Consider the following 16,790-nt stretch of genomic DNA (forward strand, 5'->3'; position numbering starts at 1 on the left):
TTCTTCCTTGCCTTTATAGTCATCGTTACGTAAGCCGCATTGAAAAGGCTCGCAAGTCCCATTCAGCCAGCAGGAGACAACAATGGCCCAAACGTTTGATACGATCCTGAAAGGTGCAACCATCGTCAACCATGACGGTATAGGTCAGCGCGATATCGGCATTCGTAATGGACGCATTGAGGCGATCGGGTCGCTCTCCGCAAATTCCGCTGGCGAAGTGATCGATTGCACCGGTCTGCATATCTTGCCGGGCGTGGTCGATAGTCAGGTCCATTTCCGTGAGCCGGGACTGGAACATAAGGAAGATCTGGAAACGGGATCGCGTGCAGCCGTTCTGGGCGGTGTGACGTCAGTATTCGAAATGCCGAACACCAAGCCGCTGACAACATCTGCCGAAACGCTGGAAGATAAGATTCGTCGCGGTCGTCATCGTATGCACTGCGATTTTGCTTTCTGGGTGGGCGGAACGCGTGAAAACGCAAATGATGTTGCAGAGCTCGAGCGTCTGCCGGGCGCTGCTGGCATCAAGGTTTTCATGGGCTCATCGACGGGCAATCTGCTGGTCGAGGATGACGATGGTGTTCGCTCCATTCTGAAAAATACGCGCCGCCGCGCAGCGTTCCATTCGGAGGACGAATTCCGTCTGAAAGAACGCGAAGGGCTGCGAGTTGCCGGCGACCCATCGAGCCATCCTGTCTGGCGCGACGAAGCCACCGCACTGCAATGCACCGAACGCCTCGTCCGTATCGCACGCGAAACCGGCGCGCGCATTCACGTACTGCATATTTCAACGGCGGAAGAAATCGATTTCCTGCAGGGCCACAAGGATGTGGCGACCTGTGAAGCCACGCCGCATCACCTCACACTGTCAGCCGATGAGTATGCGACACTCGGTAATCTCATTCAGATGAACCCGCCGGTACGTGAAAAGCGCCATCGCGATGGTGTCTGGAAGGGCGTTGATCAGGGTATCATTGATGTGCTCGGTTCCGACCATGCGCCGCATACGCTGGAAGAAAAGCAGAAGCCATATCCGGCATCGCCCTCCGGCATGACCGGTGTGCAGACGCTGGTGCCTATCATGCTTGACCATGTGAATGCCGGTAAGCTTTCGCTGGAGCGTTTTGTGGATCTTTCGAGCCATGGCCCCAACCGTATTTTCGGTATGGCACGCAAGGGGCGCATCGCTGTTGGTTACGATGCCGATCTCACAATCGTCGATATGAAGCGCCGCGAAACCATCACGCATGAACAGGCAGGCTCGAAGGCTGGCTGGACGCCTTATCACGGCAAGACCGTTACTGGCTGGCCGGTTGGTACTTTCGTGCGCGGCATCAAGGTCATGTGGGAAGCGGAAATCGTCAACCCGAACAAGGGTGAGCCGGTCGAGTTTCTGGAAGCGTTGCCGCGTCGTTGATAGCTGGTCGGTTGGCGTGAAATGTCCCTTCTTTGTCCGATGCCGATCTTTCGGGCTTGATTATAGGGATTATTGTCTTCTTGTATAAATTCACAAGGAGCACAAAATGTCCGCTAATGATACGGCACTTCTGGTTATCGATGTTCAGGAATCTTTCCGCCATCGGCCTTATTATCGTGACGAGGAGGTTGCCGCTTACATCGAGCGTCAGCAGGCTCTGATCGACGGTGCGAAGCGCAAGGGCATCCCGGTTGTGCAAATCTTTCACGTCGAGAACGAAGGGCCATTCTCTGAAGCTTCAGGTTTCGTGAAGGCGCTCGCGCCGGTCAGGATCGAGCCGGATGCCGTTTTCCGTAAGCGTCGCCATAGCGCACTCGTGGGGTCGGGACTCGATGTGTGGCTTGTTTCCAATGGCATCAGACGGGTTATCGTTTCAGGTATTCGTACTGAGCAATGTTGCGAGACGACGACGCGTCATGCTTCAGATCTTGGCTTCGATGTCGATTATGTCGGCGAGGCGACGCTCACCTTTCCGATGACCGATGTGAATGGTCGCACATGGAGTGCTGCCGAAATTCGTGCACGTACCGAGCTGGTGCTTGCAGATCGCTTCGCACGGATTGCGACGGTGGAAGAAGCTCTTGCAGGTCGGACGGAACGGAAAGCTGCATGAACCAAACCGCTGGCAGCCATCAAACTGTCCGGGTCTTTGTCGTCGTCCCGCCACGCACGCTTTTGCTTGATGTGGCGGGGCCGATAGAGGTTTTGCGCAAGGCCAACCTTGAGCAGAGCGAAGTGCAGTTTGAAGTGACGTTTATCGGGCCTTCCGAGACAGCACTCAGCTCAATTGGCCTCACGATTTCCAATATTGAGCCTCTGCCAGAAAACCTGCCGGACGATGCGATGGTCGTTATCTCCGGTTCTGCTGATATTCCCTTGGGTGGTGTCGGCAATAGCGGCGAAAAAGATGATGTTCTTGAAGCACAGATTGTGAGCTGGATGCGACGCGCTATCCGTCCAGGCATCAGGTTGGTTTCAATCTGCTCGGGAGCGCTTCTGGCGGCACGCGCAGGCCTGCTTGATGGTTATGATTGTACAACCCATCATATGGCCATTGAAGAGTTGAACCGATTGGCGCCGACATCACGTGTGCTGCAAAATCGATTGTTTGTGGAAGATCGGGATCGATTGACAAGTGCGGGTATCACCGCGGGCATCGATCTCATGCTGCATATCGTAGCCGAAATTGCCGGGCACGCTTTGGCACTATCGATTGCGCGTTATCTGGTCGTCTACTTGCGTCGCAGCGGGGGAGACCCGCAGCTTTCGCCGTGGCTGGAAGGGCGCAATCATATGCATCCGGTGGTGCATCGTGCGCAGGATGCCATTGCGGAAAATCCGGCAGCCAGCTGGTCGGTGGAAAAGCTGGCGGACATCAGTGGTGCAAGCCCACGCAATCTCTCAAGACTGTTTAATGAGCACGCACATATGAGCGTGACGGACTATGCCAATCGGCTAAAGGTTAATCTGGCGCGCGAGATGCTTCTGAATTCGACGCTGGATATGGAAAATATCGCCGAGCGGGCTGGTTTTGCTTCTGCGCGGCAGTTTCGCAGGGTCTGGGAGCGGATTTATGATGCCCCACCAAGTCGAATACGAATGCTTGGAGCTGGTATCGATACTTATTGAAGAATGCGTTCGGGCAGGAATGTTCCTGCGATGATCTGCTCGCGCATTTTCTCGATTAGGTCGAGAGCGCTGTCTTCGCCTGTAGAGCGCATAAGTTCAGTCAAAGCTGTGGTGAATGCAGCTTCAGCAAGAATTTCAGGCTCAATCCCTTCGGAAATGCCATCGGCCCAGGCCTCGTTCTGGTACTCAATCGCCACAAGCTTCTTTTCGCGGGCGATCATCTCGTCCAGATCGGCTGGCATATGTTCCATCAATTTCATCCCGGCTTGCGCCCTTCTTGCTGCATCAGCTGATTTCTCACCATCGGGAGCACAATCACCTGCAGCCTGACTGTCACGTTTAAGACAGTGTTAACAGATTAAAGCGGATTTGAATGAGGCAATTTCTGCCCATCCGCACAAGACTGAATAATTGGTTAATTCCCATAGCGCGAGATAAGCTCGTTCGACAAGCTTTCTCCCTCTTTCATGTAGCGATCAATCGCCGCAAGGGCTGAGGGCGTGCAGCGGACATAATTGTCACTGAAAGCACGATATCCATGATTGAAACTGGAAACGAGCCGCAACCGCTCGGCTTCATCGGGCTTTTCAGCCGCAATAATGGCATCCATCCGCTCGCGCCATTCGTTGCTGGTTTCCCCGCAAAGGTTACGCAGATAGTGAAGTGAACCGAGCACTTCAGCAATTCTGAGCATTTTGCCTTCATAGGGAGCATCCTGCGCAGAAAGGGCCGGGGGCAGAATGCCTAGCCAGAATGCCATCACCAATATGGAAAGCTGCTTTCCCTGCAATATTCGCCCCTCTGAATGAAACAAATTCCTGAATGAGAAACAGGGCCACTTCAAGGCGATACGGAATGCGCGCCCGAAGCATCCTCGATTTCAGCCACAGCGCGTGCCACATCAAGTGTGCTGTCCGTGACATCGGCGCTCGTCATTTCCTCAATGGTCAACCAATGTATGGCTGCAGCGTCGTCGCCCGCCTGTTCAATGCCTGAAACATCAAGGGCACGATAAACGGAAAGAAAGTAGCTCTTCGCATAGGCTTTGCCTTCGAGCGCCAGATCAACCGTGATGACGTGGCTGAGTGAGCCCGCATCGAGTGCAGTTTCTTCTTTCAGCTCACGAATCGCTGCTTCCTCAGGTGTTTCACCGGCTTCAATGCTGCCTCCGGGAAAGGCGAGCCAACCCTTCCATGGCTCCTTGCCGCGCTCGACCAGCAAAAAGCGACCATCACGGCGACAGATGAGGGAGACGCCGTGGATTTGAAGAGGGGCGGGGATGACGGGAACTGTAACCATATGCAAGCTATGATCCGGTCGACCTGCTTTGGCAACAGCAAACCCCACTTGACCATTCCAACAAAAGCCTGAACATGACTACCATGTGTGGACGTTTTTCTCTGACTGCCAGCCGCGAAGAAGTTGAAGCATTGCTTGGTGCAATGATCGAGGAGGATTTTCCTCCCCGTTACAATATCGCGCCGACCCAGCCGATACTCTCCATTCTGGCTGGTGAAACCCCGCCGCCGGGGAGCAATCGGCCTGACCGGATCGGCATGCTGGTTCGCTGGGGATTTGTGCCGTCATGGGTCAAAGATCCGAATGACTGGAATCTGGTTTTCAATATTCGCTCGGAAACTGCGGCAGAGAAGAACTCCTTCCGGGCAGCGTTAAATCATCGGCGTGCTTTGATTCCTGCTTCTGGTTTTTATGAATGGCGGCGCGAGGGAAAGAACAAGGCGCAGGCTTATTGGATCAGGCCGCGCAACGGTGGAATTGTCGCTTTTGGTGCGCTGGTCGAAACCTGGAGCAGCTCAGACGGTTCTCAAATCGATACTGCGGGTATTTTGACGACAAGCGCCAACGGGCTACTGCGTCCTATTCACGAACGTATGCCGGTGGTGGTGAAGCCAGAGGATTTCGCGCGCTGGCTTAATTGCAAGACTTTGCTTCCGAAAGACGTGGCGGACATTATGCGCCCGGTTCAGGATGATTTCTTTGAAGCCATTCCGGTGTCGGATAAGGTCAACAAGGTCGCCAATACTTCACCCGATTTGCAGACAAGGGTGGAAGAAAGCTTGACGGCGGAACAATCTTTGCCAAAAAGAAAGAAGAAGCCTGATCCGGAAGAGGACTCAGGCGACCAGCTTTCAATGTTCTGATCACTTACAGCGGCTCCAGTTACGACTGAATAGTTGAAGCCGCTGTAGCTACTTGTTCTTACGCATTATCCCACGCAAAACCGCTTCGCACTTTTGCTGGAAATGCTATAATTTCAGGAAAATCCCTCGTGTTCTCAGCAGCTTTTTCAGGCTTTTTTCTTGGTGCGTCGCTTATTATCGCAATTGGCGCGCAAAACGCGTTCATCCTGCGACAAGGCTTGTTGCGGCAGCATGTCTTTATTCTGAGCCTGATTTGCGCGCTTTCTGACGCCGTTCTGATCGCGGCCGGTGTTGCAGGTCTCGGCACGCTGATTGCACAATCACCAAAGCTGATTTCGTTCGTCACGCTTGCAGGCGCGGCATTCCTGTTCTGGTATGCATCCGTCGCGTTTCGGCGCGCATTTCATCCGGAAGCAATGCAGGTGAGATCAAACGGCAGTGTCAGTCTGAAAGCAGCAGTTGCAACCTGTCTGGCGCTGACTTTCCTCAATCCGCATGTCTATCTCGACACGGTGGTCTTATTGGGCAGCCTTTCTGCCCGCTATGAAGGTTCTGCCCGCGCCGCTTATGGTGCAGGGGCGGTGATCGCATCATTTGTCTGGTTTTTCTCGCTCGGCTATGGGGCGCGTCTGTTGCAGCCCATCTTTGCGAAGCCTGCGGCCTGGCGTGTGCTCGATTGCATCATCGGTGTTGTGATGGCGCTGATCGGCATCAGCCTTTTAGTCAGATTCTTTAACAGCTAGTGGTCCGATTCCGACATTTGGATTCCGCAGTTACAAGCACCGAACAAATGTCGGAATCGCGAAGACCACTAGCAACTTTATAAATCTAGTGGATTTTTCGAATTTGACGTTTGAAACGGCATTCATGTCGGTCGGGATTCAAACGTCAAATTCAATCCACTAGAATCGAGCGGCGCTTATTGTCGTTACGGGCTTCGTCCTTGCGGTTCTTCTTGCTCATCAGTGCTGCAAGAAGCACGGCGGGGCCGATTTCGCGATATTGGTCAATCAGCTTGTCTTGTCGTGGTTGCGGTTCACTTTTAGGCATTGGTTCATTCCTCTTCCAATTACACTCACTATTTTGTGATTGATTGAGACGGAATGAAGGCTGTTTGGAGCCGGTTTTGAGGAATTCCGGTTGACCGTTGTGAAGGTTTGATACGGTTGCTGAAATGCCACAGCGTTTTAACCATCCGTAAACCAAACTCTCTATTTGCGTGTATTCGTTTCAGTAAACTGGGCGTCAAACTTTTACCGGAAATGCTTTAATTCACTCGAACTTTTCCAAAAGCTCTTGACGGGGATCAGGTCGAGAGAGATAAGTAACGTCATGAAAACGCCGACCACGATCATTTGTACTGGTTCGATTATTATTGGCTAGCAGCTTGCTGGCCCGGCCGTTTTCGTCTCCCCTACCATAAAACAGGATGATAACGCCCCGGCCAGTCGGCTGCGGTCCTTCGTGCCCGTATTTTCAGGTCTTTTTGGGGAAATAAAATGGCTGATGCGCCGCAACTACGTCTGTACAATACTGCCACCCGCACGAAAGAGGACTTTGTCCCCATCGATGCGAACAATGTGCGCATGTATGTCTGCGGACCAACCGTTTATGATTTCGCCCATATCGGCAATGCACGCCCAGTCATCGTCTTCGATGTGCTGTTTCGTTTGCTGCGTCATGTCTATGGCGCGGAGAAGGTCACCTATGCGCGCAACATCACGGATGTTGACGATAAGATCAACGCACGTGCCGCCAGCGAATATCCCGACCTTCCGCTTAATGAAGCAATCCGCCGGGTGACAGAGGGTACAAACAACCAGTTTCAGGCGGATATCAAGGCGCTGGCAAATCTCGAACCGTCCAGTCAGCCGCGTGCGACTGAGCATCTCGATGACATGCGCGATATCATTGAAAAGCTGGTTGAGCGCGGTGTCGCCTATGTTGCCGATGAGCATGTGTTGTTCTCGCCGTCTTCGATGAATACGCTGGGTGGCGCACGGTATGGTGCGCTCTCGCACCGTCCTTTTGATGAAATGTTGGCTGGCGCTCGCGTTGATGTCGCATCCTACAAGCGCGACGAGATGGATTTCGTACTCTGGAAGCCATCGCGCAATGGTGAACCCGGCTGGCCATCGCCTGCGAGCATTCAAACGCTTGGCCGCCCCGGCTGGCATATTGAATGCTCGGCCATGTCCATGGCCAAGCTGCTGTCACCTTTTGGTGGCGGTCTGAAGTGCGACGATCCTTATAAGAACCAGTTCGACATTCATGGCGGCGGTATTGATCTTGTATTTCCGCATCATGAAAATGAGCTTGCACAATCATGCTGCGCGTTTGGCACCGAGCGAATGGCCAGCATCTGGATGCATAATGGCTTCCTGCAGGTCGAAGGGCAGAAGATGTCGAAATCGCTTGGCAATTTCATCACCATTCGAGACGTGCTGAACGATGGTCTGCCGCAGCTTGGCGCATGGGATGACAAGGGTGCGCGCGATCGCTGGGTTGGACTGGCTGCGCGTCTTTCGATGCTGCAAACGCATTATCGTGAACCGATCAACTGGACGGCACAGCGCTTGGCAGAATCCGCCGAAGAGCTGCATCGCTGGTATGGTTTACTGCGTGATGCCGGTTTTGCTGCTCCGTCTGCGCTTTCGGTCGTTGGAGAGGTGGCGGAAGCTCTGTCAGACGATCTGAACACTTGGACGGCAATCACGGCGCTGCGCAAAGCATTCAAAGCCAAGGATGTTGCAGCATTAGGCGAAGGCATGGTGCTGTTGGGCTTGCTCGATCCTTATTTTGTGACGGCGCAGGACGTTCCGGTCTTTGCAAAGGCCGATGTCGATACGGCTGCAATTGAAACATTGATTGCCGAGCGTCTGCGTGTGATCGCCGACAAGAACTGGGCCGAAGCTGATCGCATCCGTGATGACCTGCTGGCACAGGGCGTGCAGTTGAAGGATGGCAAGGACCCTGCCACCGGCGAACGTGTCACGACGTGGGATGTGGTAAGCTAGTGCCTTTTAGAGCGCATCCCGAAAAGTGTGAAACGGTTTTCGGACAAAGATGCGCGTTAAAACAACTATTTAGAGCGCCGATCTGATCCAATCAGATCGAAACGCGCTCTAATTGGAGGGAGGATGCCATGACGCTTGATAACAAGCCGCTTTATAGCGGGGGATGCCAGTGTGGCGCGGTGCGCTTTCGTGTGGAAGGTGCGCTCGGTTCCGCTTCGATCTGTCATTGCCGCATGTGCCAGAAGGCATTTGGCAATTTCTATGCACCGCTGGTCTCGGTGGGGGAAGCGAACCTCACATGGACCCGCGATGAGCCAAAGCGCTTCCAGTCATCCAATCACGTCAAGCGTGGGTTCTGTCCCCAGTGCGGAACCCCGCTCACCTATGAAGCGCCGGATGGTATTGCCCTTTCTATCGGTGCTTTCGATGCACCGGAGGAGATCGAGCCGACCGTTCAATGGGGCGTTGAGGTCAAGCTGCCTTATGTCGATAGCCTCGCAGAACTACCCGGTTACGAAACGGAGCGCGATCCGGAAAGTATCGAGTTTGTGAGAACGATGGTGTCTTACCAGCACCCCGACCACGACACTGAAAACTGATTAATTCAACAGACCATACGGCTTATACCCACCGACAGGCAGGCAAAATGGCACGCGAACGCATCTATATCTACGACACAACTTTGCGGGATGGGCAGCAGACGCATACCGCCCGCCCGCAGCCGCGTAGCGTGCGAGGACGGGCAAAGCTGAAAACGGGAGTTGGTTGTCCGGTCTCGATGGCGGGGGATGAGTGATGACACGTGAACGCATCTATATCTACGACACAACTTTGCGGGACGGACAACAAACTCCCGGCGTTGATTTCTCTGTCGAAGACAAAAAAGCGATTGTCATTCTGCTCGAAGAACTGGGCGTCGATTATGTCGAGGGTGGGTATCCCGGGGCAAACCCGACCGATACTGCTTTCTTCAAGAAGCGTCAGACTTCCCGCGCCAAGTTTGCGGCTTTCGGTATGACCAAGCGTGCTGGCGTTTCCGCCTCAAACGACCCGGGACTGACGGCGCTTTTGCAGGCTTCAAGCGATGCGGTCTGTTTCGTTGCCAAAAGCTGGGACTATCATGTGCGGATCGCGCTCGGTTGTACCAACGAGGAAAATCTGGAATCGATTACAGCCTCGGTCACGGCTGTTCGCATGGCGGGGCGTGAAGCTCTCGTCGATTGCGAGCATTTCTTCGACGGCTACAAGGCCAATCCTGAATATGCGTTGGCCTGTGCCAAAGCAGCCTATGAAGCCGGTGCGCGCTGGGTCGTTCTTTGCGATACCAATGGTGGCACGCAGCCATCGGAAGTTGCTGATATCATTGCTGCAGTTAAAACTGTCGTTCCAGGCGAAAGCCTTGGCATTCATGCCCACAACGACACCGAACAGGCAGTCGCTGTCTCTCTCGCCGCAATTGATGCCGGTGTTCGGCATGTACAGGGAACACTCAACGGTATCGGCGAGCGCTGCGGCAATGCCAATCTTGTCTCACTGATTCCGACGCTGGCGCTGAAGCCCTATTGGTCGGAACGGTTTGAGCTAGGCGTCAAGCCGGATGCCTTGAAGGCCATTACGCGCATTTCGCGTGCCTTTGATGATATCTTGAACCGCGCGCCGACAGAACAGGCTCCTTATACGGGAACATCTGCCTTTGCCACCAAAGCTGGCATTCACGCTTCTGCGTTGCTCAAAGACCCGCAGACCTATGAACATGTTCCGCCTGAAACCGTTGGGAACCGCCGCCGCGTCATGGTGTCTGATCAGGGCGGCAAGTCGAATTTCATTGCGGAACTGGAGCGTCGTGGCATCCGCGTCGCCAAGGATGATGTGCGGCTTGATACGTTGATCGCGCTGGTCAAGGAGCGTGAAGCGGAAGGCTATGCCTATGAAGGCGCCGATGCGAGCTTCGAGCTGCTGGCGCGCAGCATGCTCAACCCGCAACCGCAATTCTTCAAGGTCGATTCTTTCCGTTGTCTCGTGGAGCGACGTTTTGATGCCAATGGCATGTTGAAAACCGTGTCGGAAGCCGTGGTGAAGGTCGAAGTCGACGGTGAAATGCATATGTCGGTTGCCGAAGGCCATGGTCCCGTCAATGCACTCGACATTGCATTGCGCAAAGACTTAGGTCGCTATCAGGATGAGATCGAAGACCTTGAACTGGTCGATTTCAAGGTGCGTATCCTCAATGGCGGTACGGCGGCTATCACCCGCGTGTTGATCGAGTCCGGTGACGCAACAGGTGCTCGCTGGCGCACTGTTGGCGTTTCCGACAACATCATTGATGCTTCATTTCAGGCATTGATGGATTCGGTCAATTATAAGCTGATGAAGAACCGTTCTCTCGCCGGTCTGGTGGCGGCTGAATAGCCGCTCCTTTCACGAAGATTGATGCTTTGATCAGTTTAATTGAATAGATTTTATGGATTGATCGGCGCATAGCAATCTGACCAGCTTGAAATAGCCCGTTGCTTTTTCGAGACTATATTCAATGCGGAGATGGAAATGACCGAGCAAACCTTATCCGGAGGCCAGCTTTCAGATGGAAGCCGTGGCTTCATGATGGCTATGGGGGCTTATGGTCTTTGGGCTATTTTGCCGTTCTATCTCAAGGCTTTGTCGCATCTTCCCGCTCTTGAAATCGTCGCACATCGTGTGATTTGGTCTGTGCCGGTTGCTATAATCTTACTTATCTTTATCGGGCAGTTCAGGACCATTCTTGATGCTCTGCGCAATCCGCGCATGCTGGCAATGGCGGCGCTCACCGCGGCACTGATTACTATCAACTGGTCGGTTTACGTCTGGGCGGTTGCTCATGATCAGATTATTGGCGCAGCACTCGGATATTACATCAACCCGCTGTTTAATGTGGTGCTTGGTGGTCTGTTTCTCGGCGAACGCCTGACGAAGGTGCAGTACGTTGCCGTCGGCTTTGCTTTCACTGCAGTTTTGGTTCTTACCTTCAATGCTGGTGGCCTTCCATGGGTTTCGCTGGTCCTGCCGGTAACATTTGGCCTCTACGGTTTCTTCCGCAAGTCATTGCCAATGCAACCTTTGCAGGGCTTCACGCTGGAAGTGGTCATTCTGTCAGTACCGGCGCTGGGCTATGTTCTGTGGCTGATGTCCAATGGTCAGGACCATTTCTTCTCGGGCACGATCTCGAACGTTTCGCTGCTTCTGCTGGCAGGGCCGTTCACTGCAATTCCACTGATCCTCTATGCGGGCGGTGCCAAGCTTCTGCGTTACACGACGCTTGGTCTGATGCAGTATCTCACGCCGACACTGCTGTTCATCTTCGCGATTTTCATTTTTCATGAGCCTTTCTCCAATGCGCAGCTGGTGGCTTTTGTGCTGATCTGGACCGGCCTGATCATTTACACTTGGTCGTCTTTGTCGGCGCATCGCAAGGCACGCGCCAGCGCTTGATAAATTTAACTTGAGCGTTTGTGCTTTATCTCCGGTGGATTAAGGTCACCGGAGCCTTAATTTGGCCGCGCTCTGGCCTTCTGGTCCGTTTGTTATTTCAGATGGAATTTGGAGCCATTCGCTGCATGCTGTTTCGTACCGCCCGCAGAGATAAGCAGATTCATGTGGTTGTATCCCCAGATCTTGCGATCCGGTCTGATGCTTCCCATGATGCTCTGTCGGCTATGCATGCGAGGCTTGCGCCACTTTCGCAGCGTGCCCTTAAACCTTTAGAACGCATTCGCTTTTCATTTCACACGCATAAACGCGCCTGTATAGCGCTTGCCTCTGCGACGCTGTTGGCAGGTGGGGCGATGGCGCTTGTGACTGGCGGTTTGGTGCGTCATGGACATGCTTCACAACCTGTGCTGGTTGATCCCGCCATGCTTGTTCATAGTCACGCGGCAATGAAGGAAGCCCGTTTGCTTCCGCAGAATGATGTCGACAAGAGCCGCCGGATTGCTAAACGCATCGATATTGCAGAAGGCACCGACGACGGCGAAGCGACGCTCTTTACCTATCAGCATGTGATTCTTGATTTGGCAAACGAAAGAGGGTCACAAGCCCTGATCGGTCATGATCCCTCAACAGATCAACATCGAGGGGGCAAGGACTCTAATCACGATACGGAAATATCTGCGCTCGCCAATCAGAAAGGCGTACCGCTGAATGTGAGCTTCGCAAGGCCTGCCAGCACGGCTCACCAGACAGTGCATGAAATTGTCCTCGCCCCACAGTCGCGTGAGAAGGTGGGCGTACTTATGCAGGCAGCGGACGTTGCGGCCGAAGACGCCGCAAATCTCGAACAGGCGCTCGGACGCAAGAACTTGGTTCCTGGTGATAATCTTATTCTGCTTCTGGATCAGTCACCCAACAAACCCGCTCATATAACTATGGCGCGCTTCCGGCATGGTAGTGCATCCGATTCTGTTTATGGACGAACAGACGATGGCATTTTCCGCGCCAATGATAATCAGCGGCTTTTCGCACGGCTTTCTCACGATGCCATGCTCTCGGCATCGCGTCAGCCTGCCAAAATTCGGACGGATGGTTCTGTTCAGTCCCGACTGATTGCAGCAGGGGCTCCACGCGCTGTTGCAGACGATGTGAAGAAGCTTGCTTCTGAGAACAATGTATCTCTCCGGAGGGGCGCCAACGGGGTTGATAAAATCGATCTTTTGTTCCGTGAAAGCGTGGATACTGATCCGGAACTGGTTTTCGTCGAATTCACGTCGAACGGTGAGAGTAAGCGTCTGTACAGACATGAGGTTGAAGGAAACGCGGATTACTTCAACGAGGACGGTTCCTCGATGACCAAGTATCTCATGCACAAGCCATTGCCGAATGGTCGGCTGAATGATGGCTTCGGTTGGCGTGTTCACCCGGTTCTGCATGTGCGCAAGCATCATAACGGTGTTGATTACGACGCTCCGATCGGTTCTCCGATCGTCGCAGCGGGCGACGGAACTGTTGAACTGATTTCATCGCAAAAGGGCTATGGCAAGTATGTTCGCATCCGCCACCAAGGCGGCTATAGCACCACCTATGCTCACCTGTCCGCTGAGGCTAAAGGCCTGAAAGTCGGACAGCATGTGAAGCAGGGGGAGGTGATCGCCTATGTCGGATCAACTGGTTATTCGACGGGTCCACACCTCTACTACGAACTGAAAGTCGGCGATCACTATGTCGATCCGCTCAAAGCGCAGCTCAATGCGGGCGAAAAGCTGACAGGTTCATCCATGTCCAGTTTCCGTTCGGAAATCGATCACGTGGACAAGGTTTTCAAACAGATGAACCTGACGCCGATGACAGCTGCGCCCAACACCAGTTTTGATCACACCGGGCGATAAGCATTCGCGAGCGCGACGAATTCTTCGACGCTCAGGGTCTCGGCACGACGCGTGCCGTCGATACCTGTCTTTTCCAGCAACGCGGCACCACCAACGGGCTTCAGGCTCTGACGCAGCATTTTGCGGCGCTGGCCAAAGGCCGCCTGCGTGATCTGCCCCAATGCGTCGGCACGGCACGGAAGCGGCTCCTCGCGCGGCGTAATATGCACGACCGACGACATCACCTTGGGCGGCGGTGTAAACGCCTGTGGAGGCACGTCAAAAGCAATTTTTGAATGTGCTCTCCAACCTGCCAGAACGCCAAGGCGGCCATAATGGTCGCTATCGGGAGCGGCTACAATACGCTCGGCGACTTCCCTCTGGAACATCAGCGTCATGGATGAATAAAAGGGTGGCCATGGCTCGGTCAGGAGCCAGTTTAGCAGCAATTGCGTGCCGACATTGTAAGGCAAGTTGGCAACGATGCGGGGCTTCGGGCCATCGGGAAACAGCGCTTTGAAATCTTGTTCCAACGCATCGCCGGAAATGATGCGCAATCGACCCGGATAATGGGCTTCGATTTCTGCCAGCGCATCAAGGCAGCGTTCATCGCGTTCAATCGCAGTCACATAAGCGCCTTGGGCGAGAAGGGCGCGCGTAAGCCCGCCAGGGCCGGGGCCGACTTCAATAACCGGTTGATCCTGCAGATTGCCTGCCTGTCGTGCAATCTTCGATGTCAGATTGAGGTCAAAGAGGAAGTTTTGCCCAAGCGATTTTTTCGGCATCAGATCGTGCCGTTCAATCACCTCACGTAGCGGCGGAAGATTGTCGATGCTCATGATTTCCGCCTTGCTTCGTTTTCTGCGAGTTCCTGCGCCAGTCTTATGGAGGCGATGAGGCTATCTGGCCGGGCAATGCCTTTTCCGGCGATGTCGAAGGCCGTGCCATGATCCGGTGATGTTCGGATAAAGGGGAGGCCCAGCGTGACGTTGACTGTCTCGTCAAAAGCGAGGGCCTTCGCCGGGATAAGTGCCTGATCGTGATACATGCAGATAGCGACGTCATAAGTTGCACGTGCGGGTGCATGAAACATCGTGTCCGCAGGCAGTGGGCCCCAGGCACTGATACCTTCGCGCTGCAATTCTTCGACTGCTGGCCGAATAATCGCGTCATCTTCCTTGCCAAGCGCGCCGCCTTCACCCGCATGCGGGTTGAGACCGGAAATTGCAAGGCGTGGTGCGGTGATACCAAAACGATCTGTAAGTTCTTGCGCAGTGATATGCGCAACTTCCAGAACGTCATCCTTGGTCAATACACGCGGTACTTCAGCGAGCGGGATGTGGATCGTGACCGGAACCGCGCGCAATTCCGGGCCAGCAAGCATCATGACCGGAATGACTGTGCGCCCGAGATGCTGGCTCGCAAGTTCTGCTAGAAACTCGGTATGGCCGGGATGTTTGAAGCCGGCATCATAGAGCGGTTTCTTTGCAATTGGGCAGGTAACGACAGCTGATGTCTCACCACGTAATGTCAGGGCCACGGCCCGTTCAATAGCTTCAATGACCCCGGCTGCATTTTCTGGAAGAGGCTTGCCGGGGCTTTCCTTATGCGCATTGACGAGCGGCAAAACAGGAAGTTTCTCGCTGAAAATATCAACAGCCTCTGCCGGTGACTCTATTGCCGCAATCGGCAGGTCCAAACCAAGATGCTGCGCGCGGGCAGCCAGCTGCTTTGGATCGGCAATCAACAGGAAGGGCGGCAGAGAAAGCTCTGCGCGTCTTAACCAGGTGTTAAGAGCAACATCAGCTCCAACGCCAGAGGGATCGCCAATACTGACGGCGAGCGGAGGAACCGGTTGATTTGGCATAGCTATTTTCTCGGCTGATGAAATAAGGGGGCAAAAGCCCCCTCAAATTATACGGTCAGATTGTTACTGCCAAGGCATTAGAGCATTTTCAGCAAAACCGCTTCGCACTTTTCGGGGTGCGCTCCAGACGTAAGCTCAGCGATTGACGATCGTCGCTTTTTCGCGCAGTTCCTGAAGATACTTCTTGCTCATTTCATCCGCCTTCTTTTCCTGTCCGGCTTCAGAATCTGTGCCTTCCATCGAGAAAACGAGCTGAGCAACGCGGTCGTCTGACACCTGACGGGTCGAGCATACCGCCAAAAATTCGACGCCCTTTTCGGTGTCATGCGGCGGTGTTGCACGGTTGGCACCAGTTGCCTTGACGTCCTTCGCCCAGTCGCCCGGAAGCTGCTGTTCGATGATACGGCCAAGGTCGCGAACTGTAACGTCGATCATGCCTTTGGTCAGCTGACGGGTGGAATCACAGCTCTGAAAGCGTGAGCGCAATGCGTTTGCTTCCTGACGACGCTTGGCAAGCAGGGCAGGCGAACGCTTCGAACTAGGGACAACGAAAATCACCTGCTGAAGCTGATATTCTGTTGCGACCGGCTTCTTGCCGCCATCTTTCAGCATGCGCTGCACAGCATCCTGTTCGCTCACCATGCCGGTTGCACGGAAACGTGCGCTTACAAGACGACCCCAACCCATCTGGACCATGATGTATTTCTTGAAGTGATCAGGGGTAATCCCCGCCTGATTCATGACCTGATTAAGCTGCGCGACACTCATCTTGTTGCGCGTTGCAAACCCTGCATAGGCCTCGTCGACTTCCTTGTCGGAGATGTTGACGCCGCGTGTTTTCATTTCCACGCGCTTCAGCATTTCTTCGGTCAGTTCTTCACGTGCAACTTGATTGAGGTTGCCGCCCTTACGCTGTAGCTTCAGAAAAGCCGCACGACGCTGAATATCGCCATTGGTGATCGCATTGCCGGAGACAATGACCTTGACCTCCGTTCCGCCGGCAGCAAAAGCCGGGTTCAGGGTCGCAGCCGTTCCAAGCGCTGTCATACATACGGCAGCGCCTAGCAGGGAGGCGAATAGAGGTCTTGCAAACATCATCTTTCTTTCCCGATTTCTTTCAGGTCGGTGTCCAAATAACGCCTTCAAAGTGAACTGACGTATCAGAAGCCAATCATATTATGATGCCTGTATAGAGGAGCCAAAGCGGCGAAACAATGACCCTTTAGCATTTTGCGAGGTTATGGGAGGCACTTAACTGAATAAAATCGATAAAAATCGTAACGTTATTTGAATATCAGCAGCAAT

At 53.9% G+C, this 16,790-nt stretch carries 18 protein-coding genes; 11 read left to right on the plus strand and 7 right to left on the minus strand.

What is annotated here, in order from left to right; genetic code table 11:
- Window positions 1–82: 82 nt before the first annotated feature.
- The 3 genes from ACSME1_RS10505 to ACSME1_RS10515 all read left to right on the plus strand — a co-directional run bounded on the left by ACSME1_RS10505 (window position 83) and on the right by ACSME1_RS10515 (window position 3,106).
- Window positions 83–1,417: a dihydroorotase gene (locus tag ACSME1_RS10505; protein ID WP_024897340.1), complete on the plus strand. Its 1,335-nt coding sequence runs from the start codon at window positions 83–85 to the stop codon at window positions 1,415–1,417.
- 106 nt (window positions 1,418–1,523) lie between these two features.
- On the plus strand, window positions 1,524–2,090 hold the full coding sequence (locus ACSME1_RS10510; RefSeq protein ID WP_024897341.1) for an isochorismatase family protein: 567 nt from the start codon (window positions 1,524–1,526) through the stop codon (window positions 2,088–2,090).
- A complete protein-coding gene (locus tag ACSME1_RS10515; RefSeq protein ID WP_105706802.1) occupies window positions 2,087–3,106 on the plus strand; it encodes a GlxA family transcriptional regulator in 1,020 nt (339 codons plus the stop codon). The genes ACSME1_RS10510 and ACSME1_RS10515 overlap by 4 nt, the downstream gene beginning before the upstream one ends.
- Here the strand turns inward: ACSME1_RS10515 and ACSME1_RS10520 are convergent.
- From ACSME1_RS10520 to ACSME1_RS10530, 3 genes are all read right to left on the minus strand, one after another.
- Window positions 3,100–3,357, minus strand: a complete 258-nt coding sequence (locus ACSME1_RS10520; protein ID WP_024897343.1) for a hypothetical protein — start codon at window positions 3,355–3,357, stop codon at window positions 3,100–3,102. The two genes, ACSME1_RS10515 and ACSME1_RS10520, sit on opposite strands and share 7 nt — an antisense overlap.
- A gap of 164 nt (window positions 3,358–3,521) precedes the next feature.
- Window positions 3,522–3,866, minus strand: coding sequence for a TIGR02301 family protein (locus ACSME1_RS10525; RefSeq protein ID WP_084486788.1), 345 nt, complete (start codon window positions 3,864–3,866; stop codon window positions 3,522–3,524).
- 80 nt (window positions 3,867–3,946) lie between these two features.
- The gene (locus tag ACSME1_RS10530) at window positions 3,947–4,405 is read right to left on the minus strand and encodes an NUDIX hydrolase (protein ID WP_105706827.1); all 459 of its coding nucleotides are present in this window, start codon (window positions 4,403–4,405) and stop codon (window positions 3,947–3,949) included.
- 83 nt (window positions 4,406–4,488) lie between these two features.
- Between ACSME1_RS10530 and ACSME1_RS10535 the strand changes: the two genes are divergently transcribed.
- Complete coding sequence (locus ACSME1_RS10535; protein WP_105706800.1) at window positions 4,489–5,268, plus strand: SOS response-associated peptidase; 780 nt, start codon at window positions 4,489–4,491, stop codon at window positions 5,266–5,268.
- Window positions 5,269–5,396: 128 nt separating this feature from the next.
- Window positions 5,397–6,011 carry a LysE/ArgO family amino acid transporter gene (locus ACSME1_RS10540; RefSeq protein ID WP_024897347.1) on the plus strand — a complete coding sequence of 205 codons (615 nt, stop codon included), beginning with the start codon at window positions 5,397–5,399 and terminating at the stop codon, window positions 6,009–6,011.
- 151 nt (window positions 6,012–6,162) lie between these two features.
- On the opposite strand, the gene ACSME1_RS10545 is transcribed toward ACSME1_RS10540, so the two are convergent.
- Window positions 6,163–6,318, minus strand: coding sequence for a hypothetical protein (locus ACSME1_RS10545; RefSeq protein ID WP_024897348.1), 156 nt, complete (start codon window positions 6,316–6,318; stop codon window positions 6,163–6,165).
- A gap of 449 nt (window positions 6,319–6,767) precedes the next feature.
- On the opposite strand from ACSME1_RS10545, the gene cysS reads away from it, so the two are divergent.
- From cysS to ACSME1_RS10575, 6 genes are all read left to right on the plus strand, one after another.
- The gene (gene cysS, locus ACSME1_RS10550; RefSeq protein ID WP_105706798.1) at window positions 6,768–8,285 is read left to right on the plus strand and encodes a cysteine--tRNA ligase; all 1,518 of its coding nucleotides are present in this window, start codon (window positions 6,768–6,770) and stop codon (window positions 8,283–8,285) included.
- Between the two features lie 128 nt (window positions 8,286–8,413).
- Entirely contained in the window at window positions 8,414–8,884 is a 471-nt protein-coding gene (locus ACSME1_RS10555; protein ID WP_024897350.1) for a GFA family protein, read from the plus strand.
- 47 nt (window positions 8,885–8,931) lie between these two features.
- A complete protein-coding gene (locus ACSME1_RS10560) occupies window positions 8,932–9,081 on the plus strand; it encodes a 2-isopropylmalate synthase (RefSeq protein WP_084486789.1) in 150 nt (49 codons plus the stop codon).
- The gene (gene cimA, locus ACSME1_RS10565; protein WP_105706796.1) at window positions 9,081–10,694 is read left to right on the plus strand and encodes a citramalate synthase; all 1,614 of its coding nucleotides are present in this window, start codon (window positions 9,081–9,083) and stop codon (window positions 10,692–10,694) included. The genes ACSME1_RS10560 and cimA overlap by 1 nt, the downstream gene beginning before the upstream one ends.
- Window positions 10,695–10,829: 135 nt before the next feature.
- Entirely contained in the window at window positions 10,830–11,750 is a 921-nt protein-coding gene (gene rarD / locus ACSME1_RS10570) for an EamA family transporter RarD (protein WP_024897352.1), read from the plus strand.
- Window positions 11,751–11,875: 125 nt separating this feature from the next.
- On the plus strand, window positions 11,876–13,639 hold the full coding sequence (locus tag ACSME1_RS10575; RefSeq protein ID WP_024897353.1) for a M23 family metallopeptidase: 1,764 nt from the start codon (window positions 11,876–11,878) through the stop codon (window positions 13,637–13,639).
- Here ACSME1_RS10575 and rsmA read toward each other — a convergent pair.
- The 3 genes from rsmA to ACSME1_RS10590 form a co-directional block, all read right to left on the minus strand.
- The gene (gene rsmA, locus ACSME1_RS10580) at window positions 13,624–14,457 is read right to left on the minus strand and encodes a 16S rRNA (adenine(1518)-N(6)/adenine(1519)-N(6))-dimethyltransferase RsmA (RefSeq protein WP_024897354.1); all 834 of its coding nucleotides are present in this window, start codon (window positions 14,455–14,457) and stop codon (window positions 13,624–13,626) included. The two genes, ACSME1_RS10575 and rsmA, sit on opposite strands and share 16 nt — an antisense overlap.
- Complete coding sequence (pdxA, locus tag ACSME1_RS10585; protein ID WP_024897355.1) at window positions 14,454–15,485, minus strand: 4-hydroxythreonine-4-phosphate dehydrogenase PdxA; 1,032 nt, start codon at window positions 15,483–15,485, stop codon at window positions 14,454–14,456. Before pdxA ends, rsmA begins: the two co-directional genes overlap by 4 nt.
- Before the next feature lie 135 nt (window positions 15,486–15,620).
- Window positions 15,621–16,583 carry a peptidylprolyl isomerase gene (locus ACSME1_RS10590; RefSeq protein WP_024897356.1) on the minus strand — a complete coding sequence of 321 codons (963 nt, stop codon included), beginning with the start codon at window positions 16,581–16,583 and terminating at the stop codon, window positions 15,621–15,623.
- Window positions 16,584–16,790 lie beyond the last annotated feature (207 nt).

This window comes from Brucella pituitosa, assembly GCF_965577835.1.
Lineage (GTDB): Bacteria > Pseudomonadota > Alphaproteobacteria > Rhizobiales > Rhizobiaceae > Brucella > Brucella pituitosa.

Bases quoted from the DNA above. Each gene is read 5' to 3' on its own strand.
- ACSME1_RS10505 (WP_024897340.1), top strand. From the start codon at position 83: ATGGCCCAAACGTTTGATACGATCCTGAAAGGTGCAACCATCGTCAAC.
- ACSME1_RS10510 (WP_024897341.1), top strand. From the start codon at position 1,524: ATGTCCGCTAATGATACGGCACTTCTGGTTATCGATGTTCAGGAATCT.
- ACSME1_RS10515 (WP_105706802.1), top strand. From the start codon at position 2,087: ATGAACCAAACCGCTGGCAGCCATCAAACTGTCCGGGTCTTTGTCGTC.
- ACSME1_RS10520 (WP_024897343.1), bottom strand. From the start codon at position 3,357: ATGGAACATATGCCAGCCGATCTGGACGAGATGATCGCCCGCGAAAAG.
- ACSME1_RS10525 (WP_084486788.1), bottom strand. From the start codon at position 3,866: ATGGCATTCTGGCTAGGCATTCTGCCCCCGGCCCTTTCTGCGCAGGAT.
- ACSME1_RS10530 (WP_105706827.1), bottom strand. From the start codon at position 4,405: ATGGTTACAGTTCCCGTCATCCCCGCCCCTCTTCAAATCCACGGCGTC.
- ACSME1_RS10535 (WP_105706800.1), top strand. From the start codon at position 4,489: ATGTGTGGACGTTTTTCTCTGACTGCCAGCCGCGAAGAAGTTGAAGCA.
- ACSME1_RS10545 (WP_024897348.1), bottom strand. From the start codon at position 6,318: ATGCCTAAAAGTGAACCGCAACCACGACAAGACAAGCTGATTGACCAA.
- cysS (WP_105706798.1), top strand. From the start codon at position 6,768: ATGGCTGATGCGCCGCAACTACGTCTGTACAATACTGCCACCCGCACG.
- ACSME1_RS10555 (WP_024897350.1), top strand. From the start codon at position 8,414: ATGACGCTTGATAACAAGCCGCTTTATAGCGGGGGATGCCAGTGTGGC.
- ACSME1_RS10560 (WP_084486789.1), top strand. From the start codon at position 8,932: ATGGCACGCGAACGCATCTATATCTACGACACAACTTTGCGGGATGGG.
- cimA (WP_105706796.1), top strand. From the start codon at position 9,081: ATGACACGTGAACGCATCTATATCTACGACACAACTTTGCGGGACGGA.
- rarD (WP_024897352.1), top strand. From the start codon at position 10,830: ATGACCGAGCAAACCTTATCCGGAGGCCAGCTTTCAGATGGAAGCCGT.
- ACSME1_RS10575 (WP_024897353.1), top strand. From the start codon at position 11,876: ATGCTGTTTCGTACCGCCCGCAGAGATAAGCAGATTCATGTGGTTGTA.
- rsmA (WP_024897354.1), bottom strand. From the start codon at position 14,457: ATGAGCATCGACAATCTTCCGCCGCTACGTGAGGTGATTGAACGGCAC.
- pdxA (WP_024897355.1), bottom strand. From the start codon at position 15,485: ATGCCAAATCAACCGGTTCCTCCGCTCGCCGTCAGTATTGGCGATCCC.
- ACSME1_RS10590 (WP_024897356.1), bottom strand. From the start codon at position 16,583: ATGATGTTTGCAAGACCTCTATTCGCCTCCCTGCTAGGCGCTGCCGTA.